The following is a 19,805-nucleotide window of genomic DNA, read 5'->3' as shown; positions in this document are numbered from 1 at the left end:
AACCAAATTAATGCATGATAGTAAGATTAAAATAATAAAAACATGCATTATGGTATATTTGAGTGTTTGCCGTAAATTTAATTCCTAAAATCTTAAAAGATGAAATACCTATTTTTAATTTTATTTAGTTTATCAATTAATCCGCTATTTAGTCAAAATTCTGATAAGACTAAATTATATATAATAGGTACAGTACATGAAAGTTCGAATATTCTAAATCCTGAAATGCTTTTCGAACTTTTAGATGAAATAAAACCTGATATTCTATTACAAGAAAACGATAGTGAACAAATAGCGGCATATTTTGAAGACGTAAAGCCAAATTCAAATGAACAAAATGCATCCATAAAATATTTGGAAAAATATCCCAAGACATTAAATCTACCATTTGAATTCGAAGGAAGAAATGCTTACAGAAAATCTAATGGAATGACTCCGACTGACAATTTAACAATTAAGCTTATCGATAGTCTATACAACAAAAATTTATTGAATTTGGAAAACACCAAAATTTATAAAGAATACTTAGATGCAAATAAATCGCTGATAGCATTTTCTAAAAAAGGATTTAAGGCTTTAAATTCTATTGAATTTGATTCAATAAATAGGTACCGTCAGAACATCCAACACCATTCGTTAACTAAAATCACTGACTCTGAAACTATTTTCTCAAAACGTTTCGTTACAAAACCCGATGGACAAAGGATTTCATTGCGAGAAGGTTATAAACTTTGGTGTAATTTCTGGGATTTAAGAAATAATTCTATGGCAATAAATATTATAAGAACAGCTTACCAGCATAAAGGAAAGAAAATAGTAATATTAACTGGGGTCCAACATAAATATTATATTAAAGAATTACTTGAAAAGTATCACGACGGGAATTACGAAATTGTCGACTATTTTAGAAGAAACTAGGATTCAAAGAAAGTACATTCAAATTTTACATCTACAAAAAAGGGATTCTCTCGTGCAGGACAAATGGAACCTATGTGGATCTATAAAGGTAATAATCAAATGACAGACATCCATAAAAAATTATTAGTGTGTAATGAAGTTTCAATGTATTTAAGAAGAATAATGTGGAAAGCAAAAAGCAAATAAAAAAATCACCAATATGGACATCACTCTTTCTGAAATGAGAGACATTGGACCGGAAGAAAATATTAACCTGTACCGAGCTAACCAATGGAGTTCTGCTGATAAACCTATAGAGCTTTGTAATGCTTTAAGTAACTCTCACTCGTTGATTACTGCATGGGACAATGAACGGTTGATAGGTTTAGGAAATGCTATTTCCGATGGTGTTGATACTTCAACTATTAATGGTAGACTATTCCTTAACCTTATGGCTTCATTAGCAGAATATGAAAGGGAACTAATAAGAGAAAGGACAAATGCAGGTTTGCAATCCGCAAGAGCAGGCGGTAGACCTAAAGGATTTACAAAAGAAAAAGTGGCTAAATTATTAGTAATGCGTTCTATCTATAAAGATTTAACTAAAACCCCCAGAAAAAATTTATAAAGGACTTGGACTGACCAGAGCAACTTTTTACAGATACGCTAAAATCCTTGATAACCACACAAACGAAGAAATTAAAGAAATGCAAATCAAATAATCTCAGAAAACTATAACATGGCACAAAATATAAATAATCAACTTGACAAACTTAATGAACAAATTGCTGAAGGAATTTCTAAGCTTATAAGAAGTCTGGATAGTGTTAATCAACGTGTAGATGCACTAAATAATCTTACAATTAAGCCAAATATCCAAGCTTTAAAGCTTCTAAAAAGTAAAGCTCTTTTAAATCAAGATTTTGAAACTTGTGAGGCTTTAAACATATATGCACAGACTCAGAATATAGAAATATAAATCTCACAATACGATGGCAAAATTATTTTTAATCCTGCTTTTACTCCCTTTATCTATTTATGCACAAATTTTTAACAATATAAAGATGGAATCTTCGTATGGGGCTCAAAATAACGAATTAAAGGATTTAATGACTTTTAATCAAATCGAACAATACAATGTTTCTTTTATAGGTGAGCAGATTAGAGGAAAACACTTTAAAATACTATCAAAAGAGATTTGGGATGGAAAAATTAAAAAGGTGGATACGTTAATCAATACATCGAATTTAAATGGCGTAGGTACTATCGATACTGACACTTTAAGATTTAAAATAATAGGACAGAAATATTTACAAAATAAGCTTAAGGTTTTCTTCCGTTTTGAAAAATTTGGTGTTCAAAGATTATATAATGCTACAAAATCAGATAATTATTCTCTAGGAGATTTTAGTGGACAATTCACAATTGTTCCAGGGCAGTTTTTTCCAATATTCAATTATATTCTTCCTTATGAAGAAAATGGAATGCTAAAATGGTGTGAGGTTGAAAAGAGTGGTTTTGATCCATACTCCTGGGGCAAAAAATTTAACATTAAGCATTATCTCATTTTTGAAATGATTTTCGATTAAATACAATGTAATTGATAATGATGTAAGATTACCCAACTAATATATAATCTCCTAAACTATTAATCTTGAACAAGCCGATGGAAATAAGTGACCTAAATTTATGTGACGCTTGTAAAGCACTTCTGGGAAAGAGTAGACATACTCCCTTGCATAGAAATTTAATACAAACTAACTTTAAAGAAGTAAAATCCCAATTTGGAAATGTTTATGAATATTATTATACCTGCAATGTTTGCTCTAAAAATTGGTTGCGCGAAACTGGGAGTTATGGCGAGGGATGGATATAAAATTAATTAATCTCAAAAAACGATCATTATGGACGAGGATGAAAAAGTACAACAATTATTAAACTATGTAAATCACATAGCTGACCTTTTGGAAGTTGATGATGATAAAGTTCTATATGCTTTGTCAAATGGTATAGATGATTCTAGGCTTGATTACATTTTCGAGGAAGCTTTACAAAAAGTTTAAGTGGGAAAACAGAGTATCAAAAAAATTATAATTGCGCAGCTGTAGATCTTCCGTGAAACAACAGTGACGAACATAACAACTAAATCTCAAAAACGACGCATATGATGAAATCAAAAAGTATAAAAACTTAGTCCTCCGGAAATACTGAACATGGTGTCTATTGTGATGGAACTTATTATGACGAAGCATCTGTAAAAGATACTCCAACAGTAAAAATTGAGAAATCTGGCAACATGATTCTGTGGGATCAGATCCCCATTTAAATTCAATGGAAAAAGATCTTGCCGATGAACCGAATGAGGCTTAAAAACTGTTTGCATAGTCATGGGATTGTCGACTTCAATCCTCTTCGTTCTAGTTTATAGATTTAATATTGTGCTCTTTTGCTAAGCTGATCGCTTTTTCTAACATAGGATCTCTTCCTGATAGAATATCGTTAAGAGTATAATCGATATAATAATCTGGTTTTACCCCAATCAAATGATGTTGCGTTCCGTCTGAATTTAAGACCTTGACTCCGGAAAAAGTTACAGATGTATTTCCTATTAAATCAAGATTATTAATAGTGCCATTCGCCCCAGAAGTCGGGGTGCCAATAATTTCACCAATCTGCCCATACTTCATAAGATCGAGGAAAGATTCTGGTGCACTTTGTGTAGAAGCGTCTGCCAAAAAGAAAAATTGTGCTTTAGGTCCTCTATTTTCCGGTATATAGGTATCGTTATCTGAAACAAATTCTTTTTTATCGGGTGATAAGATCTGTAAACCGTACATACTGTTAGCTACACCTGTGTCACGTAATAATTTTGAGATCATAGAACTTTCCAACATCTGCATTGAAATATACCCCCTTAAATCAAAAATTACAGTTTTACTTCGGTCGTCAATAAAACGGAGTAGCGTATCGGTATAACCACTTTGGGTATAATCAAAATAATAAATATTTGAATCGACTAAACGATTATTTCGATTCTGAACAAATGTACTTCCCTGAAATATATTTTGTTCTTGAAATGTTCGCCTTTTGACAATCTCATATACGCTATTATTTTTGTGATTTCTCAGCTTGAGCGTTACATCACTCCCTTCTTTTCCACTCAGAACAAAAAATGAAGTGCGTAACATACGATTGGCTTCTGAGCCAGATGTTCTATTTTTAAATTTGGCAGTGACCTCTTCTATGGGTTTATTGTCCACAGCGATTACTTCATCACCAATGGACACCTTAGATGCTAAAGCTTTATCATGTATTTTTTTAATGTAAAAGTTTCCTTCCAAGGGCATTACCGTGAGGGGGGCTATCCATTTATATGCTGACTCAATTGTATCCATTGAAAAGAAGATGTGTGAATCTTTATACTGCGCCAACATCTGCCAAATCGTATCATAATAATCCTCACTGCTGGAAACATTTAACATTTTGCTCAAGGTATTTCTCAACAACTGGTCTTGTTCTTGGTCTGTGAATGTGTTGTAGACATAAGCTATACGAAACACATTCCAGATCCGGATGACATTAGCAAGGCGGGCCCAACGATTATCAATGGCTTTAGAATCATTTCTACTTTGAAAACTACTTTTAACATAAGGATAGGTATCCATAGTGGTTTTTGGATAGGTATGTTCATCATCACCATATACCGCTAACGCAAAAGATGCTGTGACATTTTTTGATAGCGCGAAATGCAAGGTATCTCCTATTTGATTTTGTGCTTCAAATAATGGAGAATCATTTCCACTGATTTTCATTTGGCGCATAAAAGTTAATGAATCTGTTTGCCGGCCATCATCAAAACTAGTCAACGCGATCTTTTTGCCATCGATCATAAAAGATGCTATTTGAACACTAATTCTTTTATCCAAATCCATTAATGCATGAATAGCAATACGACTTTGATCGGCAGGAATAGTAAACTGCAACTCAAAAGTGGAATCAGAACTTGAAAGAGGCCTTACATGCAAAGTTTTCCAATTTTTCATCAAGGCCATCTTAATCTGCTGATCTGTAACCTGATATTGAATATCAATCGTTACCTTTCTATCTTTACCATTGGAAGGAACTTCTACATTTAATATAGGCACTTCAAATAGATCAATGTCTGACATTTCGGATCTTCGATTAAGTCGGATGCTTTTAAATCCCCTCTGAGTTCCTGAGAGAAGATCTAAATTGGTCCTTCCGTAAGTTTCTGACATCCCATTCTGTATATTATAAATTACGTTCAGATTGGGATTACAACTTAAACCAGGCAAATCTGGCTGGTTGATGACGTGTAGGGCTAAGCCCACTCCTGCCGTACCCGGACAGACTTGCGGCTGACCGTTGGTCATGTATATCCTGCCATCTCCACCGATACGCATGGAACCAAGAGCGCCAATATTCAATGGACAGAATGTGATATTCCATTGAACCGCCGGGTTTGATAAAATCAGTGTTTTGCTGTTACCTATTGCGCTTAAATCCGATAATGATAAATCAAATTGATATAGGTTCTGTTCGGTTTGCGAAAGCGGCTGATTGGGCTGCGTCCTGGGCAAATTAGTCTGCACATAAAGCTTACTGTTGTCAGGAGAGAATGCAACACCGTAATTGAAGTTTCCTTCATCAAAAATTCTCGCATTTTTAAGCCTACCGCTGCATTTATCAAAGTCATATAATTCAATTCCACCTTGCTCGTTCAGGTGGTCCACCTTTGGAAATGCTGTCGCCAATGTTTGCCCATTTGGTGAGGCTACAAATTCGACTTGCGTCTGGTATGCACTTAATGGCATCAATCCAATTTCTGAAACAACCGGAACTGTCTGCAAGCCATTTACGTCAATTTTATAGCTCAGGTATTGATTATTAATATGATGCCGTACAATCAGCCAAATGCCATCGCATCCCTGTACTGTGGTCATCCGTGACCCGATCACAGTATTATAATTGCTAAGCAGGATATTATGATGGCCGGAGACAATATTACCTGTTCCACCATTCAGGCTCATATCAAACAATGAGTATAATAAACCTTTGTTCCGTGTATAAAATATGTAATACTGATTGGAATTTCCGGGATGTGGCACAATAGACGGAATCTTATTATATGCACCATCAACTGGATCATATAGAAAGTTTGAGCCGTTGATCGGATTCTCATTTCGGTCAAAAATATTTGGAGCATTTGGATTGGATACGGCATCTATACACTTCACCGTAAATAGTAAATTACCATTTGCATCACATACCGTACTGGAACGATGATAATTGAAAAATACGTTATTTGGATTGGAATCGCGATTGGACTGACCGTTATAGTAGATGGAATCTTTTAACAAGGGCGGGTTAACATTAAAATCCAGGGAGTATCCATGCCCAAAAGTCCAAATGTTATTTTCGCCGGTCTGGGCATTAATAGCATAGCTTAAACCAAACACGGCCACCAATAGCATTATACTATGTTTCATCATGACTAAATAATTTAAAATGGTTATTTTGAAAGTTTCACTAGGGTAACTGTACCAATTGGCTTACTATTAAGGACATCGTAAATATTGAGTAGGTAATTTCCTGTAGCCAATTTTCTCAAATCAATTTCACTGTTTCCTTTTGGAATTTCCAACTTGTAAACAATCCTTCCTGAGAGATCAGAAACTATCAACTGTACTACTATTTCTGTATTCATGAATAGCCGATCGTTGAACGGATTAGGATAGATTTTTATACCAAGTTTTGACAGGTCGCTTATTGATGTATGGTCTGTAACAATGACCTCGTTCGATATGCCTTTGCATCGATTGCTACCCGAAACCTCTAAGCTAAAGTTTCCATTTTGTGAAATCACATATGTGGGGTCGGTAGCGCCCGAAATTGCATTATTGTTTAATAGCCATTGGTAAGAAGAAAAGGTCTGTGATACACTAAGGATATTTCCGTTCCTGTCAATAACCGGATCAGGTGCGGAATTAACAGCAACTGCCATTGAAAAAGTGTCACTCGCTCCGCAAGAATTCAAAGCGATAACTTTTAATTCCCCCGCGTCTGCACCTATTGTAACATTTATCGTATCCGATACACTTGCCCCTGACCAGCCATTAGGTAATATCCATAAATAACTTTCAGCTCCGACTACTGCCGGTACAACAAATTGTTGTTCACTATTTTCGCATACTACCGAATTTCCTAATATTGCTATCGGATTATGTGGGATATCACACATATTGATCCTCAACAGCCATCCATCTTCACTTCCACCAAAAATGGTCTGGTGCGCTCCTGTTGTACTTGCGCCGGTTACACTTGAAGTTTTACCTCCAATAATTAAAGTTTCATCTGATAAGAAATCAATTCCTTGAACTTCATCTGTCACATCACCACCGAGATAAGTTGCCCAAGTCAGGACCCCGTTTGGATCAAATTTAGAAAGTAAACCTTCTGAATTAGAATTATTGAATACAGGAACAATCGCATCTGGAGTTGCTATATTATTGGGACTGACCGTCGTTCCCGTAGCATACAATTTACCATTAAGGAATTTTAAGGCTGTAATTGCATCATTATCAGCACCCCCATAATATGTGCTCCATTGGATCACACCTGCGGCATCTATTTTTCCGATACATGCATCCATCATGCTTCCGATTGCTGTTTGGTGTGCATTTGAAGAAGCAATATTGCCTGTACTATAGGTTACACCTGCAAAGTAGATGGCGTTCGCAGTATCTGTTGCAATGGTGTTTAGTCGTTCATAATCCTGACCTCCGAAGTAGGTACCCCAGATCCTTTGTCCTGTAGCATTTAATTTTGCAATAAAGCCGTCCCGTCCTCCATTGCCAATTTCCAGGTAACTACCGTATTGTGCCGAAGAGAAAGGGGCTACGGGGCAATTCAAACTTCAAGAAAAATATTTATGAATAAGTCCCATATAGGAAGCCTCCCAACCTATCATAAATGTATCAAGGATTTAGAGAAGCTTAATTATGTGGAGTATCATCCATCCTATCATCCAAAATTAGGAAGTAGAATAAAAATAAAGGTATAATCATTAGATTATACCTTTATCGATTCAGATTTATTTACAACCTGGTATGTACTGGTGGATAAAAAATAACTATAATATATCAATTGCAATGATCATATGCCTCTACCAATCAAATACAACATAACTACTAAAAAGCCGTTTAGAAAAGAACTGATAAAACAAATAATTACTTTTTATTACTTCAACATCAACTAATTAATTTTACCAGCTGCCCATCGAAACAAATCATTTAATCCTAAAGCAAGCCCCGAAATGAAAAATATTGATGGGTAATCAGACTCTTTACTGGCATTTTCAGGAGTATGAGAACCGTAAGATGATCCAACTCCATGTACATTCAGAACAAAAAAGTACAGATGCGAAGGAATGTCTTTATTATTATGTAAATAGTAAAAAATATCCTTTACCCTAGATGCCGGAGAACTTATAGTTGGTCCGTGTTTCCCTAAATAAAGATCATAAATTTTATCACCTAAATGCTCTGTGATTCGCCTTAATGAGGCTAGAGTTGAAATTCTATCCGCTATTTCAGTAGCTTGAAATTTCCCCTTATCAAATAACTTAAAAATGACAGCGAAATCTGATTCATCAAAGTGACGGGAACAAAATTTAAAGATGTCTGGAAATTCATATAATAGCTTTCCTAAATCGCTATTATTAAAACCTTTGATGATATAATCTAATAATGCTTCTTCTGATCCTTTATCAAAAATTGGACATTCAATTTTATATTTAGCAATTTTCGTTTTTAGTTCAGCAAAACCAGTATTAATACAAAAAGGAATAATAATATTCTTTTCTGATTTAAGATTTGAAAATCGGCTAAATATGTCAATTAAATTCATCTCATCTTCCTCTCCTTTCTTTTGACCTGGTTCAGAATAAGCTCTTGCGTCAAGAATTACGAAAACATATTTTTTAGGTTTATTTTCTAATTCAATAAACAAATCCTGAACATTATCAACCCATTTTATTAGTACTCTACGTCTCCGTGCGGTAATCATTAAGGATTCCGCATAGGATTTATCATCATCATATAAAATAATATTTATTGCTTCATTTAATATTTTACTCATGGCAAATTGATTAAAAATTTAACTTTGAACTGGGAACTTTCAGTGTCATCTTTAGATGCAATCCGCAGTTCCCCTTTATGGTTTTGAATAATTTTTTTGATGTGAAAACCACCAAATCCAGTACCACGGTATCTGTCGGAGGTAAGACCTGATTTTTGAAATTTAGCAGCATCGAATCCCGGAGAAAACTCACGACCATTGTTTTCAACAATAATCTCATTGTAAAGACTATAAGCCGGTTTATCAGTAAGGGATATATTAATTATATTTTCACCCTTTACTGAAGGACGATCAAATCCATGTTTAATAGCATTTTCTATTAATCTTTTAAATAAAACTTCAATTTGATATTTGTCTGCAATAATCTCACGATCTATCCCAGAAATATTAATAGTGCAATTCGACCCTACGAACTGAGGGAGAATTACATTTGAAATAAATTCTTTCAAAAAGAATTTTTCGGGAAGAAATTGACCCGCCCCAACATTTAAGATCTCTTCAGCTTTATTTAATGTTTCTTGAGATCTTGTTATGGAGTCTTCCATTCTTCTAATTACATTTCTAATAATAAAAGGTTCAATATCTTCAATTTCCTCACCCGGCTCTAAGTTAATTATGATATCATTAAGAGATATGGAAGTACCCAATTCATCTTTTTCTATGAGATAATCTTTCAACGAAGTTAGATCCATACCAATAGTAGATATTGGTTGCTTTAGCTCATGTTTTAAACTAGCAATTAAATTATAAAGATCATCTTGATTTTCCTGGATCTTTTGTGCTGTAATTTCTTGAACTTGCTTACCAAAGAAATTAGTTACAAATTTCCTCTGCTCTTCTATTGGAATGTATTTAATTCTAATTTTCTTGAAATTCTGAGCTGTGAAGTGAACCACGCTTACCCCTCTTCGCATTTGGTTGATTTGTTCAATTACATAATCACTTTGAAGTTGGGTAATTAAATATTCAGGGATAAGATAATTCTCATCTAAACTTATAACTACAATATTTGGATTGCTAAGAACATTTTTATCTGAGCGGAATATGGTAGGCATCAATAGATTACCAACCTTAGAGATGAGCACCGAATTTTTTGGAATAAATGTATATTTCTTAGATGCTAAATGATCTTCTTCTACATAGGATTCAATAGAATCTTCATCAATCTCATTTAAACCTGATCCAGCTACAAGATTATTAACCTGGATTAATGGATACCCAAAAGTTGGATTTATAAGTTTCCTAGAAATTACAATGCTGATAAAAATTGATTTAGCTAAAGACTCTAATTCAATGTAGGTATCATCGAACTCCTGTGATAACATAAACCCTTTTGGACTCAAATCATAATATTGAGATATTAAATCTTCATAATTTACAATAACACCATCCGTAATATTCCCATTACTAATATACGCATTCGAAATTTCTGGAGAAATTTTCTCAAATTCCTCTGTTGTGTATTTGGAGCCATTGAATAAAAAAACTTTATCAATTTTAGTATCATTTAAAATGGACTTTATTATTAAGACTGACGCTGATATACCAATATATTTTTTAAAAGTATTTGCCGGAAGCTCAATAACTCCAGAAAGTAAATTTTCCTGAATCAAGTATTGTCTAAATTCAACATAGTCTGCTTTTCTAGAAAAAAGAACACTATTTGGGACAACGATAAAAGCTAACCCATTTTTGTTTAAACTTAAGAGTACTTTGATAATACTAGTTAGGAAAGAATCTAACCTTAAATTTGAAAATGGTAGTTTAACATTACTGTGCAACGTTTCTTCATTTCTTAAACCAAACGGAGGAACTGTGACTATTAAATCAGCAAATGAAATGCTATTAAATTTCAGAAAGTCATTCTGGTGATAATGAAAATTCCTAACACCATTTACATATAAATTGAGTGCTCCTATGAAGCATGATGGTACATCAATATCTGAAGCAAAAACCTTATCAATTTGTGATTTATTCTTTAAAAAAGTTGAAACTAAAGTACTACCATTTCCAGCAAAGGGATCAAAAATTATTTGTGTATTATGAGGTTTTGCTAAATCTGCGAGTAAATTATTTATTATTTCAGGGGTTGAATTCTCACCAGAATAAGTAGTATTTGAATTAGAATACTCGTTTATTATTGAATTAAATAAAAATCCAAACTCCTCGTAATCATCAATTGATATTGTTCGTAATCGATGAATGTAATCTATAAAATAAGAAATATTATCATTATTCAATCTTTCTAAAATATACTTTGCAAAATTTTTACTTGTATCGTCAAGCCAAGTAAAACTTTCAAAAAGTTCTAAATAAGCATTATAATCTACTTGATAAGGAATGTTTTTTAGAGAGGAAATAAATAAGCCTGTAATACCCAAAATCCTTCTAATATCCTTCCCTGCTTTAATTGGTGAATCATTTACGAAATGGAAAAATTGACTTCTAAGCTGGATAATTGATTTTTTCAATAAGGCAACATTATCATTTTGTACCCTGAAAATATTAGGCTCTCTTAAAGCAACATACAAAACATAATCATGAGTTATAACTCGATTAATATTAGATTTATATAATCCACTTTCATTCACTAACTGCGCTAATTTAGAACTAGAAATAAATTTCTCATCTCTTTTTTCTAAAATCTCAACCAAAACTTCGATTATTGTCATTGCCATTAAAGTTAATGCTTAATATTATTCTTTAACAAAGGTAGAAAATTGATTAACCCAAAAAAGGACTAATTCATGATTCGCATAATAATAATAATTCTTATTGGTAATTTTTCTTAAAATGTTATCGAAAACCATATTTAAGAAAATTCTTATGCTGGAACAAAATTTCCCGTTTTTACTGTTAGAGTAATGGCTTTTAGAAAATCAGGAATAATTAAACTCATATTTTCTAATACTGACTGAGTAAAACCGTCAACCCGTGTATCCAAAGTATTAGGGAAGATTGGCGCAGAGGGTGTTTCAAGCATATATTCAGATCCTACTACAGTTAACCTGCTTTTATAGCCATGGATAAAAGAATTTCTATAACTATTTATGGTAGGCAAATACTTTTCAAAAAAAGTTTTGTGATTATCCAAGCATTGCGAAATTGAATCGTTTGTCCTATAATCCAGCTTAATTAGTAAAGCGAGCGTGGCAATATAATTTTGCATAATAATACTTGGTGGATGTTTACCTTTTAAATGCACCACCACCTTACGAACCAATGTTTCAGCCAAATAGACTAAATTTTCAATTACTGAAGCAATGAACAAAATAAACTCCTGAAACTGCACGTTAATTAATTCCTGATATAAAATCTGGTCATCGACTTCAAAAAGCTGTTTTGTTTTCGCAGTTCCATCACTGAAAATTCTCTGCCTGCTTATTGGTAGATCCCAAGTGTTACCAGTAAGAATATCATGATGAAGGTCATCAAAATACTGATAATAGTTGATTTCACATTTCCTAAATTTAAGGGCAATACCATTCAATCTATTTTCAATTTCTTGAATATCAATTATATAATTGTCATGCATATCAAAATTTAAAGTACGTGTTGCATTGGCAGCAATTTTTTGTGAAACCTCATTTAACAGATCATAAATTTCGGTTCTAAAATTTGATAGTGTAATATTTTTTATAGTTGTTTTTACCATGTTTCATTATCTAAATCTGATGACCTTTCAATTTCACTATTTATTGACTTAAGGGCGGAAATAATTAAAGACCGACTTTCAACATGCATAGGAAGAAGTTTTAATTCTGATTCTAACAAGTCTCTTAAATCTAGATCAACCTGAAATGGCTGACCAGGAGTACCAGTTTTTACTCCAAGTGATGTTAGTGCACTATAAAAGCTATAACCTGCTTGCTTTATAGACTTTAGGTTATCTTCGGCTTCATCAATGTTAATTAAATGAGAATACCCTTTTAAAATCAATTTTACCAATAACGAATTTTTAACCTCGAAAACATCAAGACTCTCTGCAATTCGTTGAAGTTTATTAATGTCATTTGAATAAATATCTAAAAGTGAATTGTAGGTTTCGTAAGTACTATCTGTTACTAAATTTGAAGGTTGAAGGTATTCAAATATATCTTTCCCGTAATACAATTGACCTTTTGAATTATCTTCTTTGAGATACCATTCTAATGCTTTAAAAAACATTCTTTCTTTTAAATCAATCTGATTATTGAAAAGATTCGAATGATCACCATTAGGTAAAAATTCATATCCCATTAAAGTTCTATTTTGCTCTACAAAATTTTTCTTAAAATTGTACCTAGAAATTAAATAGTCAAAAATAATTTCAGAACCATAATCATTAAGAACATTAGTCAAAACCCTTTCAATTTGATGAGATAGACGAAACCTAACTGAATGACCTATGACAAGATCTTTTACCAGTTCAGATGAGGCCATCTTGTTGTCACTTAACCATAAGAAAAACATTTCTGCATCTCTTTGATTGGCGCGGTCCAAATAATCCGAAACAATAGTATAGGCGTTTGGGTATTTGTAAGAAATTATACTTTGTAATCCACTAGCCAGATTGAAGTTATTATCCGGATCTTTTTTGTTATAAATTCTTAAGATAGTTTGAATGTCTTTATCTGAAAGTACTGCACTTCCAGGCACTCTTCTTCCGTAAATGCTAAGTATAAAATTATCTGCTTCAGATTTATTGAGCACTTCCAGTTTATCAATCCTCTCCCAATATGCGGTATTTTCATCCTTTTCAAAATATATTACAGATAAAATACTATCACCAAAGTGATAGTACAAATTGTAATCTTTTTCAAATAATAAGTCATGAAAACTTAAACCGTGTTTAGTAGATTTTTTCACCAACAATTTCAGAAAATCATAAAAGAAATATGGCTGATTTTCCTGCTCTGATAAGAACTCATAAAGTGCTAAAGAAATCTCGTCAAAATTATCTTCCTTTAAAATTTCAGATATCTTGTTTTCAAATTCACTTAACATTTCATTATGACCCTTTAAAGAAATTTCAGAATTTCCAAATAAATGCCCTAGTTCTTCTGCTAAGGATTTTGGCAACATTATTTTTTTTATTCGATCTAATTGTGGAATAAACTTTTCATCTATCTTCCACCTTTCAAACCAATATAGTCTATCAAATATCTCCTTTTGTGCCGCTATCCCAAAATTAATTGTGTGTTGTTCTAAAAAATTTAAAACAGCTTCAATCTCTTCATCATGACGGAATGGTTTTTTATTACGGTCAGTTGCAAAAACAATCCTAGGTACATCTAAAATCTGTTTCAACACTACTTGTTTATGGTGCTTCAAATCTTCATCTTCATAAGCATCAACTAAAGTTTGAAGTACCTTTAATCGAAAATCTTTTACTTTAGCTGTTTCAGGAAGATAATATGTTGTAAAAACAATAGCGTTTGGAGAGTTATTGCTGTTTTCAGTTGAATTAAAATCCAAACTAAGCATCTTATTTAGGATCTCAAGTAAAAAAGGAAAACTTTTGCTGTCATCCTTTTTAGCCAGCTCCATAAACCTATCTATAAAATAATTTTGTACGGATAGCGAGTAACGATCAATTACATCACGTTTGGAAAAACTATAAATGGTTGGTATTTGCTTATCGCCCGTTAATTCATGAAGCTTTATTGATGACTTAAGCACAAATGAGTAATATTCAGGAAGAGCATTTAAATCATAGAGAATGCTCTCAATTTTTTCTAAACTTGTATAACCTGTAGAGAAACCAGAATCCCTAATTTTTTGAAGTTCAATGGCAATAGGATGATCGGCCTTATTCATACATGCTAAATACATTTCGACCGACTTCTTAGCAATTTCAGGTCTAACAAAAACGATTCGTCTTATTGTATTAAAAATGCGATTAATTAAGGCTATTTGACTATAGTAATTTAGATCATCAGCATCCGTCTCAACGAGTATCCAAGAGACGTATTTATTCAGAATTTCGTCCAGAATTTGAGAATCACTATTATCAGCCTCATCTACACTACTCAAATTGAAAATGATATTGTCCAACAATGTATTGAATTGTGAAATATACCCCGATGCATCCTCTTGATTAATGTCTAATAAAAGGATATCACTGTAATAGTCGGGTTTTATACTTTGTTCAAACCTTCCAGATACAAAAGAAAAATCTATTAGCGTTTTTAAGCACAAATTGATCTCCGGAATTTCGATTTTATGGATTGTAGACAACTCTGAAATAATTTCATTGTTGGTATAATTAAATGGCTCAATGAGGGCAATATTCTGTAATAGCCTTTTTAGTTTAAATTTACTAATTTCTGTTTGACTACTTACTATTTTATAAAATTCTTCAAAGTATTTAACCACGTACTTTTTCAAAAAACCACCTTCTCTGATTTTAGAAATCGAAATTCCTTCCTGGATTGCTTTTAAGATTGCAACTATTAAAATAGGTCTGCCATATGATAATTCAATTAACTCATTAATATAATGACGATATTTAGTATTTAAAAGATAAGATTCAAATATCCTTTGAGCTTCTTGTCGTTCAAGGTTTCCTAATTCAATTTTTATCTCATCTTCTAAATCATAATCTTTGATCAGTTGCAAAGATTCGAAAGCCTGAAGCTTTCTAGAAGTTAAGATCAATTTTACACTACCTTCAAAACCATCTGCTAAACGCTTTAGATCACCTATTGTTTCAGAGGTATAAGTGTGAGCATCATCAATTAATATTATTGTTTTTTTATTAGAAGACAGTGCCTTATTTAATGTGTCAACCTGGATATCCTTACTTGCTAAAACAAGTGCTTTCCAATTTTCAAGTTGTCTTACATGATTTTCGAAAAATTCTACTACTAGCCTTGTTTTTCCTATTCCTGCTTCCCCAGAAATTAGAAATAAAGAATTATTAGTACTTAGAAAAGTTTTAAGTTTTTCAATATCCTTTTCTCGGGAAACAAATATATTCGTAAGTGTACCTGGGTCGAACTCATTTAACTTCATTTCCTTACTAAAATAATCACGATATTCCAGTAATTGAGCAGTTTTAAAGCCTTCGTTAAGCCAAAGTTCTAATAATGGATATTGAATATATAAAGAAAATATTTTTGCCCCATCCCAAACTTTAAAGCTAGGAATGTAAGGCAATTCCGAAGTACAAGAAGTAAACAGTTCTTTTAGTTCCTTTAACTCTTGAGGCAGTAATTCAACATTGGTAATTAGTACGAAAATGTTTTCATCTTTTAAGCTCTTTATTTCATTTTTTAGCTCAGCTTTTAATGAATTAAATCCCTGTTTTCTTGCTACCTTATGAAATTTATATTGAAAACGCCATTTTCCGGTTTCTCCACCATATTCACCTTCATATTGACCATCAATTCCCCCATCTCTTCCAGGTGCAGAAAACGGGACAAAATTATTTCCGATCTCAAATGATAACAGAGCATTACAGAATAATGTAAAAACTGAAGGATTAAAATTTGACCAATTGATACTGTTCATTTATAGGCTATAAAGATTTAAAATATTGCAAACTAAATATAGGTAAATTTCAGATATTCAAATACAGAATCATAATAAAAGTTAGACTACTTAATTGATCCTTTGCTTTTTTTGCATTTAAGTTCCCTCATATTATATTTCCAAATTGGTATCCTGAACGATTAAGTAATAATTTGTAACTTTACACAAAATCATTTCGGATGGTTGCTCTTTGATCCAAGATAAAATTTAGAAGTAAACGAATTAGTGGAATTCAATAAAAAATTAGAAATCCAAATTCGTGGCAATGTTTCAAAAACACTTGAATTATTCTTTTCATATGCTGGAAATGCAGGTGGTTCGAATCCCTCCTCCCCCCGACCATTTATAATTTACTTAGATATTAAGCACTAAAATTTAGTAATATTTATTGTCATAACTTTCATATTTACGTATATTGGCGGGGCTAAAAATTAAATAAATAATTACAAATAATTAAATACGCCCAAAATATAATGTCCATTTTTCCAGTTATAGCGTCAACCTTATCAGAGAAGAACTTAGGTGAATTTGTTAAAGATAGATACGATCTTAGTGAAGGATTTCAGTGTACATTATTCCGAACAGGTGTAAATCATACCTATTTTATTTCTGACAAAAAAAATAAGTATGTAATAAGAGTCTATTGTCATGGTTGGAGAACCAAAACTGAAATTCAAGAAGAATTGTGGCTTCTTCAACTGTTGAAAGATAATAGTGTTTCTGTTTCATTCCCTATTCCAGATAAAGACAATAATTTGATACAAGAAATTAATGCACCTGAAGGGCAACGCTACATTGTACTATTCTCATATGCTAAAGGAGAAAAAATGAGATTTATGGATAATGAAACTTGTTTTGAAATGGGATGTCTAATGGCAAGGTTTCACAACATTACTTCAAATAAAAACATAAATAGAGTTAACTATAATTCAGAATTACTTTTAAATAAATCATACGAATTATTAAATCACTATTTCGCTGAGGATTTGAGCGAGATGAAATATCTTAAAAAAATAGGACTGGAAATCTCCAATACATTTAAAGAAATTGAACAATCTGAATTTCAAAAAGGAATAGTTCATCTCGATATTTGGTATGATAATGTAACTGTCAATAATAAAGAAGAAATAACCATTTTTGACTTTGACAATTGCGGTAATGGCTTTTTGATTTTGGACATTGGTTATTTCTTTATCCAACTATTTCACATAGAGATAAATAAAGAAATCTATGAATCAAAAGTTGAAAGTTTTCTTAATGGCTACCAAAAGGTAAGAGAGATTGCGGAAAAAGAAATTAAACTAATTCCAGATGCTGGGGCATCTATTTTTGCTTTTTATCTCGGCGTTCAAGCACAAAGATTTGATTGGTCAAATATTTTTTTGACAGAAAACTATTTGAAAATGTTTGTTGGAAGGATAAAAACCTGGAAAGAATATTATGAATCAAAAGAAACAACTGTGGCTAGCAATGGATATACACTATAATTGCCACAAAAATTCTAAATTAATGGCAATTTTACTGAAGTGTTAATTTAAAAGATTTAACGCAATATTCTAGCCTAAGTTCAAATCCCTCCTGGTTTCGAAAAAATGGTTAAAACCACCTAAGTTTGCATAAACGGCATATGCTATTCGTCAAATTCATATAGTTTCACCAGTTTTTTTCCATTAACTGATATGAAAATAGAAATTGCGAATTTCTATTTTGTCCCCCCAATAATTAATAAAATTGGTTCTGGGCATTCATATTTTCCTGTTTGAGAAATTTGGTGAATTTGATTTACATCTTGCCGACTTGGTTCAGGAGAAGTACCCGGGTGAAAATGCCATTCACCCAAATAGTATTTTCCAACACCCCAATTCTCATCAAGAATTTTACTCAATCCGGAAACACCGCGGGTAAAAGTAAACCGTGCTTTTTTAGAATCTTTTGGAGGTCCAGTGATTAGTGATATATATGCCACAGAATAGTCATTTTGATAATTACCAATTAATATACCTCCAGTTTCATTTTGAGAATTAAAGGACAGTTCTTTGATGTAATTAATGCAATCATCAGTAATATTCACCGTAAATAAGTTATCATCCGAACAATACAATTTATTCACTATCTATAATATTAAGTCCTATAAAATCATTTTGTATGTCGAAAATTTTTTCAATTACGAACATTTTGATTCAAGATAAAAATCCATATTCATGGCACTAATAAAAAAGTACTAAAAAAAGTGTGTTTAAATGGTTGGGGGCCAATTGGTTCGGTTCCCTCCCTTTCCTCATAACAAAAAGAAGCTGTAAGATCTTTAAAGTTTAACAACCATTTCTACTATTGACGTTTAGTAAATAACCATCGGAAGTTTCATTCTACAGAATATCTAAATATAAGTACAGAATTTCATTTTATATAAATTTCAAGATTCTACCACATTGAACTTTAAGAAATCCGGAGCTGGTATATATAGGCGCAATTCATTTTATTAAATTCTCTCATTAAAACTTATGCCATCCTTGGATCAATCCAGAATAGATCACGGAGTTGCAGTAGTTCTTCTATGTCCATCAAGTTATAAACCAGCTCATCCTTTTCTTCTAAAGGAATCGTTATTTGTTGATCCGTTCCAAGTAAAAAAATGGTTAAAATAGCATCCTTGTCATATACCGAAATATCTGATTGTACCATAGTAACATCATGTTTTCTAAACCATTCTCTTGCCTGTTCTTGATCTAAATAGATCAGGGAACGGGTTAGATCTTCAAGATCTCGAATCTCATCGATGACATGGGTGGGATAATTTACGCCAATATAAGCTAAATACAAAAGATGATTGCCAGTACGCAAGGCATAATTGCGAATTAAGACCCGCTTTGGATCGAATGAAAAAACATAATATTCTGGATTGGAGATAAACTTATACTGCTTGCCGTAAAACTGGATTTTATCCTCCAATTCCCCTAAATGATCTATTTCTAGAAATACTTCTCCTAAAAGCTGCCCCTCCTCTATATTGGCTAGTGCATAGTCGATAATTAATAGTGCTTGCTCTTCCATAGGAACAATGCTTCCACTACAATCTAGGTGTAACAAATAATCATCAACATCAGGTACAGTTAACGGATACCATGTTGGGTTTTCGTCGTCAACTGTATTTTTAGATGTTAAAATGTTATAACCGTTACGCTTTAATTCTAATAGTATGACTCTGCTCAGGGGGACGAACTTCATAAGATCTT

General features: G+C 32.4%; 14 protein-coding genes. 6 read left to right on the top strand and 8 right to left on the bottom strand.

Annotated elements, in window-relative coordinates; all coding sequences use genetic code 11:
- Positions 1-99: 99 nt before the first annotated feature.
- The 5 genes from HCX49_RS05895 to HCX49_RS05875 all read left to right on the top strand — a co-directional run bounded on the left by HCX49_RS05895 (position 100) and on the right by HCX49_RS05875 (position 2,960).
- A complete protein-coding gene (locus HCX49_RS05895; protein WP_168126486.1) occupies positions 100-918 on the top strand; it encodes a hypothetical protein in 819 nt (272 codons plus the stop codon).
- Positions 919-1,117: 199 nt separating this feature from the next.
- Entirely contained in the window at positions 1,118-1,525 is a 408-nt protein-coding gene (locus tag HCX49_RS25360) for a recombinase family protein (RefSeq protein ID WP_206368260.1), read from the top strand.
- A gap of 111 nt (positions 1,526-1,636) precedes the next feature.
- Positions 1,637-1,876, top strand: coding sequence for a hypothetical protein (locus tag HCX49_RS05885; protein ID WP_168126485.1), 240 nt, complete (start codon positions 1,637-1,639; stop codon positions 1,874-1,876).
- 13 nt (positions 1,877-1,889) lie between these two features.
- On the top strand, positions 1,890-2,486 hold the full coding sequence (locus HCX49_RS05880) for a hypothetical protein (RefSeq protein WP_168126484.1): 597 nt from the start codon (positions 1,890-1,892) through the stop codon (positions 2,484-2,486).
- A gap of 315 nt (positions 2,487-2,801) precedes the next feature.
- Positions 2,802-2,960, top strand: coding sequence for a hypothetical protein (locus tag HCX49_RS05875; protein WP_168126483.1), 159 nt, complete (start codon positions 2,802-2,804; stop codon positions 2,958-2,960).
- 354 nt (positions 2,961-3,314) lie between these two features.
- Here the strand turns inward: HCX49_RS05875 and HCX49_RS05870 are convergent, their stop codons facing one another.
- The 6 genes from HCX49_RS05870 to HCX49_RS05845 all read right to left on the bottom strand — a co-directional run bounded on the left by HCX49_RS05870 (position 3,315) and on the right by HCX49_RS05845 (position 16,551).
- Complete coding sequence (locus tag HCX49_RS05870; RefSeq protein ID WP_168126482.1) at positions 3,315-6,410, bottom strand: S41 family peptidase; 3,096 nt, start codon at positions 6,408-6,410, stop codon at positions 3,315-3,317.
- Between the two features lie 20 nt (positions 6,411-6,430).
- The gene (locus HCX49_RS05865) at positions 6,431-7,831 is read right to left on the bottom strand and encodes a T9SS type A sorting domain-containing protein (protein WP_168126481.1); all 1,401 of its coding nucleotides are present in this window, start codon (positions 7,829-7,831) and stop codon (positions 6,431-6,433) included.
- Positions 7,832-8,172: 341 nt separating this feature from the next.
- Entirely contained in the window at positions 8,173-9,057 is an 885-nt protein-coding gene (locus tag HCX49_RS05860) for a hypothetical protein (RefSeq protein WP_168126480.1), read from the bottom strand.
- Entirely contained in the window at positions 9,054-11,735 is a 2,682-nt protein-coding gene (locus tag HCX49_RS05855) for an N-6 DNA methylase (protein ID WP_168126479.1), read from the bottom strand. Before HCX49_RS05855 ends, HCX49_RS05860 begins: the two co-directional genes overlap by 4 nt.
- 146 nt (positions 11,736-11,881) lie before the next feature.
- Positions 11,882-12,712 carry a hypothetical protein gene (locus tag HCX49_RS05850; protein ID WP_168126478.1) on the bottom strand — a complete coding sequence of 277 codons (831 nt, stop codon included), beginning with the start codon at positions 12,710-12,712 and terminating at the stop codon, positions 11,882-11,884.
- Positions 12,706-16,551 (bottom strand): ATP-binding protein, encoded by a 3,846-nt coding sequence (locus tag HCX49_RS05845; RefSeq protein WP_168126477.1) that lies wholly within the window; start codon positions 16,549-16,551, stop codon positions 12,706-12,708. The genes HCX49_RS05850 and HCX49_RS05845 overlap by 7 nt, the downstream gene beginning before the upstream one ends.
- Before the next feature lie 494 nt (positions 16,552-17,045).
- On the opposite strand from HCX49_RS05845, the gene HCX49_RS05840 reads away from it, so the two are divergent.
- Positions 17,046-18,059 (top strand): phosphotransferase, encoded by a 1,014-nt coding sequence (locus HCX49_RS05840; RefSeq protein ID WP_021190536.1) that lies wholly within the window; start codon positions 17,046-17,048, stop codon positions 18,057-18,059.
- A gap of 215 nt (positions 18,060-18,274) precedes the next feature.
- Here the strand turns inward: HCX49_RS05840 and HCX49_RS05835 are convergent, their stop codons facing one another.
- Both HCX49_RS05835 and HCX49_RS05830 read right to left on the bottom strand, forming a co-directional pair.
- Positions 18,275-18,682, bottom strand: coding sequence for a Mov34/MPN/PAD-1 family protein (locus tag HCX49_RS05835; protein WP_168126476.1), 408 nt, complete (start codon positions 18,680-18,682; stop codon positions 18,275-18,277).
- A 389-nt stretch (positions 18,683-19,071) separates the two neighbouring features.
- Entirely contained in the window at positions 19,072-19,797 is a 726-nt protein-coding gene (locus HCX49_RS05830) for a hypothetical protein (RefSeq protein ID WP_168126475.1), read from the bottom strand.
- Positions 19,798-19,805 lie beyond the last annotated feature (8 nt).

The sequence above is a fragment of the Sphingobacterium sp. B16(2022) genome (assembly GCF_012030425.1).
Taxonomy (GTDB): domain Bacteria; phylum Bacteroidota; class Bacteroidia; order Sphingobacteriales; family Sphingobacteriaceae; genus Sphingobacterium; species Sphingobacterium anhuiense.
The sequence above is the reverse complement of the archived record's forward strand: the minus strand, read 5'-3'. Positions and strand labels throughout refer to the sequence as shown.

Coding starts and splice junctions, on each gene's coding strand:
- HCX49_RS05895 (WP_168126486.1), top strand. CDS start 100: ATGAAATACCTATTTTTAATTTTATTTAGTTTATCAATTAATCCGCTA.
- HCX49_RS25360 (WP_206368260.1), top strand. CDS start 1,118: ATGGACATCACTCTTTCTGAAATGAGAGACATTGGACCGGAAGAAAAT.
- HCX49_RS05885 (WP_168126485.1), top strand. CDS start 1,637: ATGGCACAAAATATAAATAATCAACTTGACAAACTTAATGAACAAATT.
- HCX49_RS05880 (WP_168126484.1), top strand. CDS start 1,890: ATGGCAAAATTATTTTTAATCCTGCTTTTACTCCCTTTATCTATTTAT.
- HCX49_RS05875 (WP_168126483.1), top strand. CDS start 2,802: ATGGACGAGGATGAAAAAGTACAACAATTATTAAACTATGTAAATCAC.
- HCX49_RS05870 (WP_168126482.1), bottom strand. CDS start 6,410: ATGATGAAACATAGTATAATGCTATTGGTGGCCGTGTTTGGTTTAAGC.
- HCX49_RS05860 (WP_168126480.1), bottom strand. CDS start 9,057: ATGAGTAAAATATTAAATGAAGCAATAAATATTATTTTATATGATGAT.
- HCX49_RS05855 (WP_168126479.1), bottom strand. CDS start 11,735: ATGGCAATGACAATAATCGAAGTTTTGGTTGAGATTTTAGAAAAAAGA.
- HCX49_RS05850 (WP_168126478.1), bottom strand. CDS start 12,712: ATGGTAAAAACAACTATAAAAAATATTACACTATCAAATTTTAGAACC.
- HCX49_RS05845 (WP_168126477.1), bottom strand. CDS start 16,551: ATGAACAGTATCAATTGGTCAAATTTTAATCCTTCAGTTTTTACATTA.
- HCX49_RS05840 (WP_021190536.1), top strand. CDS start 17,046: ATGTCCATTTTTCCAGTTATAGCGTCAACCTTATCAGAGAAGAACTTA.
- HCX49_RS05830 (WP_168126475.1), bottom strand. CDS start 19,797: ATGAAGTTCGTCCCCCTGAGCAGAGTCATACTATTAGAATTAAAGCGT.